Source organism: Ktedonosporobacter rubrisoli (genome assembly GCF_004208415.1).
GTDB lineage: Bacteria > Chloroflexota > Ktedonobacteria > Ktedonobacterales > Ktedonobacteraceae > Ktedonosporobacter > Ktedonosporobacter rubrisoli.
In genome coordinates this window covers 4,212,231-4,225,635 of record NZ_CP035758.1, presented here as the reverse complement: position 1 = coordinate 4,225,635, position 13,405 = coordinate 4,212,231, and the positions used below count along the sequence as shown (strand labels likewise).

The window sequence follows — 13,405 nt, the reverse complement described above, 5'->3', positions numbered from 1 at the left end:
CTATGGCCATCCTCACTTTTTATGTTAAAGGGGCTCGATTTTTACACGGTCGAGCTCGAACCATTGCGCGGGACTGGACACAGCTCCAAAACGCAACACTCCACGCGGGGTCGCGATGGCAAATTGATTATCGAGCCAGGCCACAAAGCCCAGCGGCCGCGTTGGAGGATGTAGCGCATGTAAGATATGCTGACCATCAACCCAGAAGTCGGCGGCTGTGGAATGCCATTCCAGGATATAGGTATGCCAGGCCGTCATATCAAGTGGCAAGAGGGCCTCACTAGCGCCGCTAAGCCGCTGGAGCCAGCGGGCTGCTGGTTGCGTATTACCTGTTAGCCAGCCCCAGCCTGTGCTCAGAGCTGTGGGCACTGTGGCCAGGAGGGCCTCTTTGCGCATGCTGTGAACAACCTGGGCTTTCCAGCCCCAACCGGGAAGATCAGGAACCAGAGCCATATTAGATGGAGGAGAGGCATAAAAGAACCAGATCGACTCAGGTAACATAAGGATGTCGCCCCGCACTGAGAAGGGGTAATTCCAGAAACCAAAGCCGGCTGTGCCACGCAAGATATTCCGACTTGTCGGAGTGCTGGCAGCCGTAGCGGCTGGCAAAGATGAGCGGGCGCGCACCTCCATGCGCAGCGGTGGACGCCAGGGAAAAGCCGAACGCGCTAGCGCGCCATAATCATCGATCTGAGCGTCAGCATACTGACCTGCCCCTACTTCTGGAAGCTCCAGCCGTAGTGCAGAATCGTGCATTGCGAGCTTCCCCGGTCCGATGCACGTTTGCGTCCAGCGTGGATGCAACGCCTCGTCAAAATCATCGTGAACGGCGCCCGACCTGAAACTACCATGATCGTGTGACATTTTTACTGCTGTTGCTCGTGTACCGGAATCTGCAGCAACTCAGCCTCTAGTTGTTGCCAGACCTCCTGATCGGCAGCCAGATAATTGGTTGGTTGGTGCCTGCTTGCGGCCGTGATCATGGTATCTGTCACGCGCTGCCGGAAGTGGGCAAAGTAGCTTTTTTGCTCAGTATGGGAAGGCATGATGCTAAGGGCTATCTGTTCGGGCGCGTAGAAATCTTCGGGCTCAAAGGCCAGGGCGATCAAGTCTGCATAGTTCTGAATAAGAGATGTGCGGCGTTGCGAGAGGAAATGATTGTATTGCGTACTGGAGACAAGCAACACGCCAGCAATTTTGCCCGCGTATAAGATCGGGTAAATGGCCACACTCTTTTCATATTCGACTCTGGAAGCCGGTATCAGGTTGTGCTCTTCATCAAGGTTTTGAATAATGCCCGAGCGACAGAGCGTAACCACATTGCCAGCCAGCGACTCGGCGCCTAAAAACATTGCCTGCTGTTCTAGATTTCCGCCCCAGGGAGGCGTGCCTAGCCCGACGCTCTCGCGCAGGCTGCGCACTTTATTAAAAGGCCCGGAGGGAGGCATGCAGCGCACAACCCAGATACACATCCCCAGGCGTTCGGGATCGAGTTGCTCGATAGCTTGCTGTAAAATGAGGTTACAAGTCGACCAGAAGCGTAAGTTTTCAGTCGTCGAGGCGCGTGCAGTAAAGACGCGCGCATAGAACTCAGAAGGGATTGCTTTATCTGTGTTGTCTTGTAGAGGCTCTATAAGTTCTCTCAGATTTGTCTCGTCTCTGAGCAAATCTAGCAATTGCTCACGATATTGTGGCAAGACATCAAGCAGATGCCGTAGATTCTGTGGACGCGGATCTGACTCGCCGGAGATCCAGCGGGTTAATGTAATCGGAGTAACACCCAACTCGTCGGAAAGACGCTGCTTCTCCCGAGAATCACTAAGGATAGTACCTAACAACTCGCGCCATGTTTGTGCTTTTTGCATGTCGGTTACCCTACCGTTAAAATAGCCACCAAAGCACCTCTTGAGTTCCATAATAGCAGCTTGGCACACTGACGTCAACAGTTCTGAGAAGATCAGCAGGGCTATTTAGTTTTTAGAGAAGCAGGAGATACCTCTCCACTGGAGAGGGCACCCTCTCTGGGAGAGAGGTATCCCTGTCTGGGGGACAGGTATCAGAGGACAGCAAGTCCTCTGCCGGGGCATGGGCCGTGCCCCATTTTCCCTTCTTCTCGGGTGGGTGGGGCAAAACAGGAAAATTAAATAGCCCTGGAAGATCAGAATTAGCCGTTGGAAGGCAGACCCAGAAGTTCTGAGCCTGCCTTCCAACGGCTAATGTACCTTGTATGGCTCTCTTATGGCCCACTTCAGGAGAAACTCTGAATAATAATGGCAAGGTCAGGAATAAATTGTGCTTGTAACTGGGCACCACAAATGGAGTTCTCCTGAGCGCGTGGGCAACAAGGCATAGTAGAAGCTGCTATCAGGAAAACCTGGCATTTCATTTACTAATGAAAAAATATAAAAATTCCTCCGTACATCTCTAGCGGAGCAGGGTAGAATAGACTCTTTTAACTTTTCGTGGCCACAAGTTGTAGCCATGTGCGCGGAACCTCTGTCAGGCCTAATTCTTGCCCTGTCTGGTAGACAGCAGCCTCTAAAGCAGCAGCTCCATATGCAAGAGGAACTCCAGGTAAGGCACCCTCAATAAAGAGCCAGTACTGACCGATATCTCTCCATGCATCTAAGGAAATGGGAGCATCGGTATACTCGGTCTCTACAAGTCCAAAGCCACTCTCATTGAGCTTATGGATATATTCATCTGGTGTGAGCCACTGCATAGCCATCGCTTTAGCCTCTCTTGAGAGGTGTGCTTCTGGATGTTCTTTCTTCAGCCAGCCCACGGCTCGGCGCGTCCATAAGCGATAGAAACGCTCAGTCCCCGGGACATAGGTACCTTCGTAGAAGGCGCTATTGCAGGCAAAGATGCCCCCCTTACTGAGGATAGAAGCAACTTGCTGAAAGGCTATCGACTTGTCGGGAACGAGGTGGATAGCGTTGCAGAAGAAAGCTGCATCAACAACATGGACGAGATTAGGGAGAGCATCAGCTTCGCCTTGCACAAAACTTACCTCTACATTGAGTCCCAATTCGTCCATGCCTTTTTGTGCGCGACGCAGTGCCTCAGCCGATGGATCGACGCCGATGATGCGGGTCTGGGTGAGAAGCCCACGCTTAGAAATTTCCTCAGCGATAAGGCGGGTGACAGCTCCCGTCCCACAAGCCATATCGACAATTGTCAGTGGAGTATGGGAGCCCTTCGTCTCTAGATGTGCTAGAGCTTGTTGAACAAGGGAACGGTTGACTTCTGCATAGAACTGGTGAGATGCGAAAGGTTCAAAGGTATACTTGTTGGTTTCCTCTGTTTCGATCAAACCCATGGATATAGCCTCCTTAATAATTCCTTATGCTATAAGGCCTTTTATTAAGGAGTTAGATCCAATGTGCCGCTAACTTGTTTCACTAGTTTTTTAGATATGCATGGACATACCACCATCAACGCTAAGGACTTGCCCTGTAATATAGCCTGCTTCAGGCATACAAAGGAAACAAATAGCTGCCGCGACCTCATCGATGGTGCCAAAGCGTCCCAGCGGCGTAGAATCCAGCATATACTTGCGGACCGACTCAGAGACCGTGGAGGTAAGTTCGGTTGGAACAAAGCCTGGTGCAACGGCGTTAGCTGTAATATTGCGGCTGGCCATCTCGCGGGCGGTACTGAGTGTAAGGGCAATAATCGCCGCTTTGGAGGAGCCGTAATTGGCCTGTCCGACTGGGCCCAGTAGTCCGGCAACCGAGGCTACGTTGACTATTCTACCCCAACGAGCTTTCATCATACTGCGTAAGGCAGCTTTGGTGCAGAGAAAAGTGGAGCGAAGGTTGCTGTCCATGACGTGCTCAAAGTCGGCAAGCTGCATCTGGAGGATAAGCTTATCGCGTGTAGTACCTGCGTTATTGACAAGAATAGTAATGGGGCCAAGCGATTGGGTTGCTTCTTTAAAGAGCCGTATGACATCTTCCTCCTGACTTACATCTGCCTGGATGGTAATGCACTTTCTTCCCAGTGCCTCTATGCTGGACTGAGCCTCGGCGGCAGCGGTGGTATTGCTACGGTAATTAATAACGATATCAGCTCCCGCCTGAGCCAGGCGTTGGGCTGCTGCGCGGCCAATCCCCTGACCGCTTCCAGTGATTAAAGCGATTCTGCCGGCTAATGGTAGTTGTTGTTCAGTTGCCATGCTCTCTATCCTCACAAATATTTGTTCTGTTTGGTGGTTGGTGCTCTTAAGGAATTTTATGGCACCCATTATACCTTACTGATTGGCGCTTGTCTTCCCTTTGGAGACCGGCTGAAGAGTATAACCACCCGCCTTATTTAAGAAATGTGTCTAATCGATCTGTGTAAAACATTTATAATGGTGTGTAAAACGATTTTTGTTGTGCTTAGGGAGAGCCCTAAACATACGAGTGCCAGGCGCTATAGCTATATAGTCAGTAGTGAAGCTGTGACGGCGAGGCAATAAAGCCTGATTAGCCTGGATAGCAAGGGTGTATGCGATCCGGATATACGCGTTTATTGTCCCGACGCCACCGACAAGAAAAGGGCTAATTTATGAATGAAGGGAAGATTTGTCAGATCCCTTTACTTCTGATAAAGCTGAAAGTGTCGTCTCGTCTAGAGGCTCTGACTGGTTGGTCGAACCATCTTTATCATCTTTAGGCTGGATTGCCGATGTTTGTAATGGTAGATCTGCATCAAACTGCGTTGTGCTATCCACAATAGCGCTCTGCAGTTGTTCGACGCTCAGGTTGCGCGCTTGTCGCAGATTAGTGCCTATGAGAACTGCATGGTTGAGATCAGCAACCAGCAAATTGGCGCGTGTGAGCTTTGCGCCACGCAGATCGGCATGTGCCAGATTGGCGGCTGAAAGGTCAGCGCCACTGAGATCAGCCCCGGCCAGATTTGCCCAGGAGAGATCGGTCATAAATAGCTTCGCGTTGGTGAGTTGGGCATCGCGTAGATCGGCATGGCGCAGGTAGCGCGAAGAGAGGTCTCGCTCAGAAAGCCTGGCATTCTGAAAATTGGCTGGCTGCCAGGGAAAAGAGGTATTTCCGTTTGGGCTTGCCTCTTTTGCCGGTAGAGGAATATCCTCAACGCGCGGCAGGCGTACTAGCTCAAATTCCATACGTTCTCGGGTCATAAGAGCCTGATAGGCTTGCTTGAGCTCTTCGCTGCGCGCCGCATCCTTCTCTTCCCACGTTTTCCATTCATCTCGCGTTTGTTGAACCTGCTTCTGGATTTGTTGAATTTGGGTTGTAAGCTCTTGCTTAAAATCAATAAATTGCCGCTCTTGTTGCGTTTTCCATTGCTGTAAGCGAGCTTCCTGGGCACGCTCCCAAGCCTGGTGCTCGGCGCGTGTTTGCTCACTGCTGCGGCGTTGCATATTTATTATGATCAACCATGCCACTATAGTAATGACTACACCAAGAATACCCACAGCAAACAACATCTCAGACATGATTAATGCTCCAAACTAGTAATTAGTCGCTATTTCCAAGGACGCAGATCGAGAAGACGTAGTAACAGAACACTACTCAGATAGTATCATTTTGGAGTGCTCAATCAAAGGGAATACGCGTTTTATAGGCATGTTCTCTAGTTATAGAATACGATTGGCTAAAAATATCCGGCATCCACTTAGCAGTGGAAAGCCCAGGCAGAGCCCGTTTGCTTTGTAGACCGCGAGCGAGGAAGGGATTATAATAGGAGGCGGTGAAATATCCTTGCTGTAATGAATCTAGCCTGAGAGCTAAGAATATACTGATCGTCTGCCAGCTCTTTGAGGAGAGACAATATGACTCAATATGACCATCCATCTCCAACATCATTTCTGTTAGATGAAGAGAACCGCCAGCTTATCTTATCTTGGAGCGATGAACACGAGAGTATTCATGGTTGGGAGAACTTGCGCTGGGCCTGCCCGTGTGCTCATTGCGCCGGAGAAGGCGGTTTGCCAGGAATGCTTCAGAAGAGGCAAAGTTTGAGCGAAGAAGAAACAACGCTGGTCAATCTAGAACCTGTGGGGCGCTATGGCTTGACTCCCGTCTGGGAAGATGGGCATCGAACTGGCATTTACACCTATGAGAAGTTGCGGGCTATGTGCGAGTGTGATGAGTGTCGCAGAAAGGTACCCAAAAGGTAGGATTTGTTATTATTGCTGCTCTCTATCGTTGTTAAGTTTTGGTTACGATAGAAGCTAATCTCCTGCAACGCAACTGATACTTGATCTAAGCTACGATAGCAACAGGCATAAATGACTTAAAATAACGGGAGGAGGGCGCTGCTAGCTATAAGGTTTAAGCGCTAGTTTGGCGCCCGAAATGCTCATGAATGGAATCACTGCTCAGGCTGCGACGACGACAAAGGCCCGGCGGCGGCGTAATTTTAACGTAGTAGGTCTACTATTACGTCTGGCGATTGCTCTGATTCTGGGCCTGCTCATCGTCATGGCTTTCTTTACGACGGGTGTGATTTCTCACTGATCCCTTTTATCTTCTTCGAAGCGCACGCCGTAGCGGCCACTAAGATAATTGTACATCTTGTCGGTGAAGTGATGCGGATCTGCGAATCCTCGATATTCTTGCTTGATTTCGGAGATCTGGATCATCAGGCGAGTTTCGCCGTTGCGATAATGGCAGTATAATGACCAGCGCTCATTGCGCTCCAGTAAGGTAAAGTCTGAAGAAATGGAGCCCGAGCCTTCGCCTACGCGTTCGCGACGAAGTTTGGCATGATAAGCCAGATGATGATAGGCAGCATCGAGATTATCAACGACAAAGCCGAGATGGTGCCAGCGGCTAGGTATACCGTCAGAGAGGGGAGCTTTCTCGGTCCCAAAACAGAATAGGGCAACATTGCCAGTTGTGAAGACGGTTTGGTGGCGATCATCCCGTACCATTGTCATGCCCAGAACTTCGCTGAAAAAATTTTTGGCGTCTTCGCGATCGGCCACTGTAATGGCGAGATGATCAAAGCCGAGATTGGTCCAGGTGCGTTGACCCGGTTCTGCTGTCACTTGGCTCAGTGGTCGCGCCTCAACATGGATGATATGGGTGTTAAAATGGATGACCGTCTCTCCAATAAACATATCGGGAAAGATCTCGTCCCCGGCCGGTGTACTGATACGAATGCGATGCCCGCTGAGCAATCCGGGTGGGAGTATGTGCTCAAGCGCTTCGTGAAAAATTTCTTGCGCATTAGCTTCTACGGCATATGGCTGCCCGTTGACAACGATGGTCAAAGGCAAGAGCGTTTCTGCTGGCTCCGCCTGGTACTGTGCTTGATTTGACATGGTTTCCATTTCCTGAAAGTTGATTTAGGCGATATTTTCTTGTATTGAGATGGCTAATCATGCGTGCTACCTGCCGAGCATAGGTTCCACGCCTAGAGCAGGGCCTATGGCTGGTGCGTACGCCGGTAGTATGCCGCCCCCATAGCTTGCTCTGCCTGCTCCGGAGCTTCTTTCATGAGCTCTAAAGTCCTGGCGATATCTTTATTTGGCGCTAGCGTCAGGTCCGCGCGATCGTCTAGCACGGCCTTGACGATGCTATCGGCTACCTGGGCCGGAGTGAGCAATGCTTCGATGTTGAGCGATTGCATTGGATCTGCCTCTTGATGAATCATGGGTGTGTCGACCCAGGCGGGATAGACGGTGGTAATACCGATGCCTGTGCCGTAGAGCTCGGCGCGTAGGGCGATAGAGAAGCCGCGAACTGCCCATTTGGTTGCGCAGTAGGCGGAAAGCAAGGGCGCGCCAAGCTTTCCTGCTACAGAGGAAAGCAGAACGAAATGCCCACTTTTCTGCTGCCGCATGGCTGGCAGTGCTGCGCGTACACAATGATAGGTTCCCATGAAGTTAATATCAAGTATATTGCGCATTTCGGAACCTGTGAACGAATCTATCGTACCACCTCGTCCAATGCCTGCACAGGTAACTACCAGATCGAGATGTCCGCAGTCCTGCAGGGTCTTCTGCATAAGCTGCTGAACCTGCGTTTCGTCTGCCACATCTGTGCAGCTGGTCAATATCTGCCTGCCAGATGAAGGATTGCTTTGCTGTAAGAGCTGAAGCGTCTGTTGCAGGCCTGCTTCATTGAGATCTGCCAGGATAACATGAGAACCGCGAGCGTAGCATGCCTGAGCCGTAGCTCGTCCAATGCCACTTGCTGCCCCTGTAATAAGAGTAACCGCATCCTCAAAGCTCTTCAAGCTCATATAGCATTGCTCCTTTCATCGATGAAGGAAAGGTCCAGGCAGAGATGATAGCAGCCCTCCTGATCCTATCCTTACGCCTATTTAGTAGGTATAGACATACGATCTATGGCTTTGACTCGAAAAAAGGACGGTAAGCCTGGAATTATTCGATGTCGGTGTCAATCAAAGCTCGCCTGATACCCGTGATGGCCGATGTGATGTGTTCGGCCTCTATACCATAATGCGTGACCGCACGGATAGCCTTCTCTCCCATAGATCCCATGAGCACACCATGCTTGCCTGCTAGCTGTAAAAACCGGGCAGTCTTGGCTGGTGTTAGCGGTTGTTGCTGAGAATCGCGGAGCTGAAAGATCAGTATATTGGTGGCGACGCGTTCAGGATCAACCTCAATCTGGGGAAAGTCTGCTAAGCCCTGGGCCAATTGCTTACAGTGCTTGTGGTCTTCTGCCAGGCGTTCCACCATTTGCTCTAGCGCAATAATGCCCGCGGCTGCCAGCACGCCTGCCTGACGCATACCACCACCAAGAAGTTTGCGCACGCGGGTAGCCTGACGAATAAATTCTTTGTTACCAACCAGCATTGAGCCAACAGGAGCGCTTAAGCCCTTAGAGAGGCAGAACATAAGAGAGTCGACGGGACGCGCTAGTTCATGGACTGGTACGCCTAGCGCGATGGCGGCATTGAAGATACGGGCTCCATCTATATGGACCGCCACACCCTGGGCATGAGCCAGGTTAGCAATGGTCTCTATCTGGCTCTGGTTGAGCACAGCCCCTCCACAGCGATTATGCGTATTCTCAATACAAACCAGCGCGGCGGGTGCTATGTGGGTATCGCTCTCATCAGTCAGCTCGGCACGCAGCTTGTCAAGATCAAGCATACCATCGGAAAGATTGGGAACCGGGCGCAGAGGAGAGCCGCCTAACGTCGATGGGCCGCCAGCTTCGTAGTTGTAAATATGTGAGGCGTCTCCAGCAATAACCGTCCTGCCGCGTTGCGCATGTACCAGGGTTGCGATCGCATTGCCCATAGTGCCGCTGGGTACGAAAAGCGCAGCTTCTTTACCTGTGCGTTCAGCCGCTAGCTCCTGGAGGCGATTAATGGTGGGATCTTCTCCATAAACGTCGTCGCCCAATTCTGCCTGATACATTGCTTCCCGCATGGCTGGGCTGGGAAGTGTTACTGTGTCGCTGCGTAGATCAATAGACATGCGTTTGCCTTTCCGGGTGAAGTCCAAATAAGTGTGGTAATTTATTTTATCATTTTGGCTGATACTCGGGTTTATGCCTTGATCTAGAGCTTTCCCTAAAAATTGCGGAAGGCATGAGGGGAGTATTCGCTCCCCTCATAGCATTGTATGAATAGAGTTTATTTTAATGTGCCGTCGGGCCACATCACTAGCTCAAATTCGTTTTGCTCGGTGAACCAGACAGTATTATACTTGTCGACAGCCAGCCCATCGTGAGGATGAGCATCTTTCCTTGGTACAGTTATTGTTTTTATCGCTCCTGATGCTGGAATCAGATAGCCAACCCGAGCGCTTAATGAGTCAGTGAACCAGATGTTGCCTTTGGCATCGGCAGCAATGCCTGAGATATGTGTATTGTAACATGCAAGGGGGTTTGGACATATATTGCCTGTTACAGTGTAGATAGTATTAGTATTGGAAGATGGAATAAATTCGCCAATTTGTCCTGCAAAGGCTGCACTATACCAGATATTTCCTGCTTTATCGGCAGTGATCAGGTGTGGCTGTTTGACTCCCGCAGGATGCTCTGATATGCTTATTGTTCCTGATTCTGTGGGTGTGAAGCTACCGATCTGGCTTACCCCTTCCCTATTTTCAGTAAACCAGATATTTCCTTGAGGGTCCATGGTAATGCCATAGGGGTTGCTATTTGTGGTGGGGATCGGTGTTTCTACGAGTTTGTGGGTCGTAGGATTGAAAAAACCAATATGATTGCCTCCCATTTCGGTGAACCAGATGTTCCCACGTTTGTCAAAGAGTAAATCATAAGGAGAGCTGTTTTTGCTTACAGGCCATTGATGCCAGATTTTGTGTTGGGGGTCGAGCTCTCCTATGGCATCGCTGGTTGGTTGGGTAAACCAGATATGCCCGTTGGGGTCGACTGCGGCAAAAAGCGGGCTTGAGTAACCGGCGGGCTCTTTCATATCCTCAATGAAGCTGCCATCGGCGAGAGAATATTTACCTATAATACCTGGAAATGCTGTCTGGCACTTGGGCAAGGGTTCGCAGCCCGGTTCTGCAACCCATACAAAGCCATGCTCGCTATCTATGGCGATACCCCAGGGATTTAACGAAGTGCCTGCTTGCGTAGCCGTTGTGGCTTGAACACGATGAGTAGATGCCGGGAGTTCTATGACCGGGTGTGCGCGATTAACTGGAGTGGGTGTCATCGTATCTGACCCGTTGTTTGCTATTTTAGTTCGCATATAGATGAACCCTCCTATAATTAGGAGAAGAGCCACTCCCGCGCTGAATACGAACTTTTTGTTTAATTTCAACATCTAAGACACTTTCCAGAAATATTAAGCCTTGATCATACTGTTTACCCTTTCTGACCGCGATGCAAGGAGTACTCCTTGATGAACAATCAGTAAAGTGTCCACAGATTCAGCATACTCAACACATCCACTAATTGAGTGGAAACTGGGATAAAGAGGACCAGGTATTTAGGCCCTGTTCAGGTGTTGTATGCAGAAAATAGATGTTCCTTGGCTTCGCCTCCCACGCAGCCAAGAATGTGGGCTGGACAGCAGCAGACCTGCTCAGAAATATTGCTGTGCTGTTTGGCCCGGAGTCGTTGACAATAAGTTTAGATTAGAAATCAGTTAAAAATTATAGACTAAAAAAAAGGTACCACAATAACCTCGACTAGTCGCCTTTATACAAGCTGAATAGGAACTTTTTCCCTCTCTGCTCAATGGCGATTGAGGTATCTAAAGTATGAAAGAATATTTGCTTGCTCTTCACCTCGATATTCATGTGCTTGTAATATTAGCACACTATACTGAGAAAATTTGCTTGTGCAATCCAGAGCCAGGATATTGTTGCGCCTTTACTTGCTCTTTTGTGTGGCCGAGAGGCTCTTTTCAGCGTGCAGCAGGCAGGATGTGTGGGGCATTTCTAATAGGGGTATCTAACTAGAAGAGCTTCAGGGATAAAACTGCCTATCCCTGAAGCAAATGAGCTGTGGATCGTAGGGAGTCATAAAATCAGCTCAGTACTGACCGCCTGCTAACGAGTCGAAGAACCAAGGCGTGCTTCTGTCTCTCGCAACTCGGCCAGGGTAGATTGAAGTTGCGTTTGAGCATCCTGGAGCTGTTTGCGCGTCGCTTCAAATTCCGCTTCGCTTTCGCGGGCACTACGAATCTGGGCTTCGTGCTCCTTTGCAGCCTGGAGGCGTGTGCGCGCTGCCTGCAGTTGCTGCTGAGTTGCTTCAAGTTGCGCTCGTAGATCCTGAAGCTGGGTCTCACGGGTTGAGGCGGCAGTTGCGTCTTTCCTGCTTTCGCCTGTACGAACCTCTCTCCCAGGAGTTATTCCCTGGGCTGCTTGATATTCAGCCTGTCGTTGTCGGGCCAGTTCATCCTCTCGGGAGGGGGTCGCGTATCTTCCTGGTGTTTGTGTATTAACCGGCTGCTCCTGAGTAGTGCCGCCAGTTGGAGCGGCATTTGCTACAGTATGATAATAGTTGTACGCTCCTTGCTTGTGCAAAACGTTCATGGCGTCCTGCTCATGCCCCGGAGCATTAACTGCGACAATGGAATTGCCGTTTTCGTACTCATTAGCGTAGAAGCGGGCTTCTTCATTGCTGAGACCCATATGGCTAAGGTCGCTAACGAGATTGCTTCCCGTGACGCTAGAAGTGCTGAACATGCTCTTCAAGTCGTTGAAGAAGCCGCCAGAGGAACTGCCAGCGGTAGCGTAGCGGATCTGATCATGGCTAAAGCCTGCGTCGAGAAGCGCATTTACCGCCTGCTCGGCCATTGATCGATCTTTGAAAACCCCAACGGCTGCTGAATGTGGATTTGCTGTCATAGATCTGCTCCCTTTCTATGAGGCTGATGACTGGTGCCAGCTAGTATTCTTTATTACTGAACCATGTATTTGGGATGAATATCTGAATATTTCTGCTGTTGAGATATGATATATTTTCATGGTTTTCACGTGTCTGAGCCCCAAAAAGATGCAAGTCTTGGGAGATATTTGTGAGGACTTGTATTACGGACCTGAAGGAGAATATACTAAGTTATATTGAAAGTACTTATTACAAAGCTTAATGTTTCATTCAGGCTCATATCGTATTTAAAAGTATCTGGCTGTTTTCTCCTATTTATAAGTGTATCGCTTGATAACCCTATGCGAGGGCAACTATACTTTCCACTGGAATATAAGTGATTTTGCTGATTCTTCACCTGGAAGAACTGGAGTGAGTTATGGTTGATTCGCTAGTCCCAGCTATTCGCCTCTTTTACTGTTATTCTCAGGCTGATCAATCCCTATGCGAAGAACTAGGCAAGCATCTTGTTCTATTACAACGTTCAGGGCTAATTGAATGTTGGCATGAGCAAATGCTGAGCCCTGGCTGTGAGTGGGAAGCACAGATCGAATATCAATTGAATGCAGCACAGATCATCCTTTTATTAGTGAGCTCAGACTTTCTAGATTCATACTATTGTGCAGAGAAAAGGATGAGAATAGTGCTTCAGAGGCATGAAGTTGGTGCTGCAAAGGTAATACCTGTGATCTTACGTAGCTGCGATTGGAAATATGCTCCTTTCAGTAAGCTACAGGCACTGCCGGCTGACATAAGACCTATTGCAAATTGGCCGAATCATGATGAGTTTTTTGTTCATGTTGTGATGGGAATTCGTCAAGTAATTGACGAAATTATGGGCAAGCAAGAGTCTGCTGGCAGGGTGGCCCATCGTAGCTTCAAGCGGCCAGCAGAAGTTGTACCATCTTCTCAACATATCAAGGCTCCATCATCTGGAAAATACAATATTCGTGCTAAAGAGATGAAGGTGCTTGTGCAGGGCGATAATTTTGGTACTGTTAACGAGCGTGGTTTTGATCTTGCAGAGCTAGTAAAGCTAAAAGAGCTCTTTTGCGATGATCCTTCATCTTGAACTTCTCTGCGTGTAGCATCCCACGGAAGCCTTGTCC

General features: G+C 49.6%; 13 protein-coding genes. 3 read left to right on the top strand and 10 right to left on the bottom strand.

The features are described 5' to 3' along the window. Positions 1-24: 24 nt before the first annotated feature. From EPA93_RS18635 to EPA93_RS18615, 5 genes are all read right to left on the bottom strand, one after another. Positions 25-864 carry a hypothetical protein gene (locus EPA93_RS18635; RefSeq protein WP_129888954.1) on the bottom strand — a complete coding sequence of 280 codons (840 nt, stop codon included), beginning with the start codon at positions 862-864 and terminating at the stop codon, positions 25-27. 2 nt (positions 865-866) lie between these two features. After that, on the bottom strand, positions 867-1,865 hold the full coding sequence (locus EPA93_RS18630) for a hypothetical protein (protein ID WP_129888953.1): 999 nt from the start codon (positions 1,863-1,865) through the stop codon (positions 867-869). Between the two features lie 587 nt (positions 1,866-2,452). Next, positions 2,453-3,322 carry a class I SAM-dependent methyltransferase gene (locus EPA93_RS18625; RefSeq protein ID WP_129888952.1) on the bottom strand — a complete coding sequence of 290 codons (870 nt, stop codon included), beginning with the start codon at positions 3,320-3,322 and terminating at the stop codon, positions 2,453-2,455. Positions 3,323-3,412: 90 nt separating this feature from the next. Beyond that, the gene (fabG, locus tag EPA93_RS18620; protein WP_129888951.1) at positions 3,413-4,180 is read right to left on the bottom strand and encodes a 3-oxoacyl-[acyl-carrier-protein] reductase; all 768 of its coding nucleotides are present in this window, start codon (positions 4,178-4,180) and stop codon (positions 3,413-3,415) included. A 372-nt stretch (positions 4,181-4,552) separates the two neighbouring features. Continuing rightward, complete coding sequence (locus EPA93_RS18615; RefSeq protein ID WP_129888950.1) at positions 4,553-5,461, bottom strand: pentapeptide repeat-containing protein; 909 nt, start codon at positions 5,459-5,461, stop codon at positions 4,553-4,555. Between the two features lie 336 nt (positions 5,462-5,797). On the opposite strand from EPA93_RS18615, the gene EPA93_RS18610 reads away from it, so the two are divergent. Continuing rightward, positions 5,798-6,145, top strand: coding sequence for a gamma-butyrobetaine hydroxylase family protein (locus tag EPA93_RS18610; RefSeq protein WP_129888949.1), 348 nt, complete (start codon positions 5,798-5,800; stop codon positions 6,143-6,145). Positions 6,146-6,311: 166 nt separating this feature from the next. Next, the gene (locus tag EPA93_RS48505; RefSeq protein ID WP_165423238.1) at positions 6,312-6,485 is read left to right on the top strand and encodes a hypothetical protein; all 174 of its coding nucleotides are present in this window, start codon (positions 6,312-6,314) and stop codon (positions 6,483-6,485) included. Here EPA93_RS48505 and EPA93_RS18605 read toward each other — a convergent pair. The 5 genes from EPA93_RS18605 to EPA93_RS18585 form a co-directional block, all read right to left on the bottom strand. Then, positions 6,479-7,294, bottom strand: a complete 816-nt coding sequence (locus EPA93_RS18605; RefSeq protein WP_165423237.1) for a VOC family protein — start codon at positions 7,292-7,294, stop codon at positions 6,479-6,481. The genes EPA93_RS48505 and EPA93_RS18605 overlap by 7 nt on opposite strands. Positions 7,295-7,398: 104 nt before the next feature. Next, positions 7,399-8,217 carry an SDR family NAD(P)-dependent oxidoreductase gene (locus EPA93_RS18600; protein ID WP_129888947.1) on the bottom strand — a complete coding sequence of 273 codons (819 nt, stop codon included), beginning with the start codon at positions 8,215-8,217 and terminating at the stop codon, positions 7,399-7,401. A gap of 142 nt (positions 8,218-8,359) precedes the next feature. Next, positions 8,360-9,427 carry a low-specificity L-threonine aldolase gene (gene ltaE, locus EPA93_RS18595; protein ID WP_129888946.1) on the bottom strand — a complete coding sequence of 356 codons (1,068 nt, stop codon included), beginning with the start codon at positions 9,425-9,427 and terminating at the stop codon, positions 8,360-8,362. Between the two features lie 158 nt (positions 9,428-9,585). Further along, the gene (locus tag EPA93_RS18590; protein WP_129888945.1) at positions 9,586-10,671 is read right to left on the bottom strand and encodes a Vgb family protein; all 1,086 of its coding nucleotides are present in this window, start codon (positions 10,669-10,671) and stop codon (positions 9,586-9,588) included. An 805-nt stretch (positions 10,672-11,476) separates the two neighbouring features. Beyond that, positions 11,477-12,277, bottom strand: coding sequence for a general stress protein (locus EPA93_RS18585; protein WP_129888944.1), 801 nt, complete (start codon positions 12,275-12,277; stop codon positions 11,477-11,479). Positions 12,278-12,675: 398 nt separating this feature from the next. Between EPA93_RS18585 and EPA93_RS18580 the strand changes: the two genes are divergently transcribed. Then, a complete protein-coding gene (locus EPA93_RS18580; RefSeq protein ID WP_129888943.1) occupies positions 12,676-13,368 on the top strand; it encodes a toll/interleukin-1 receptor domain-containing protein in 693 nt (230 codons plus the stop codon). Positions 13,369-13,405 lie beyond the last annotated feature (37 nt).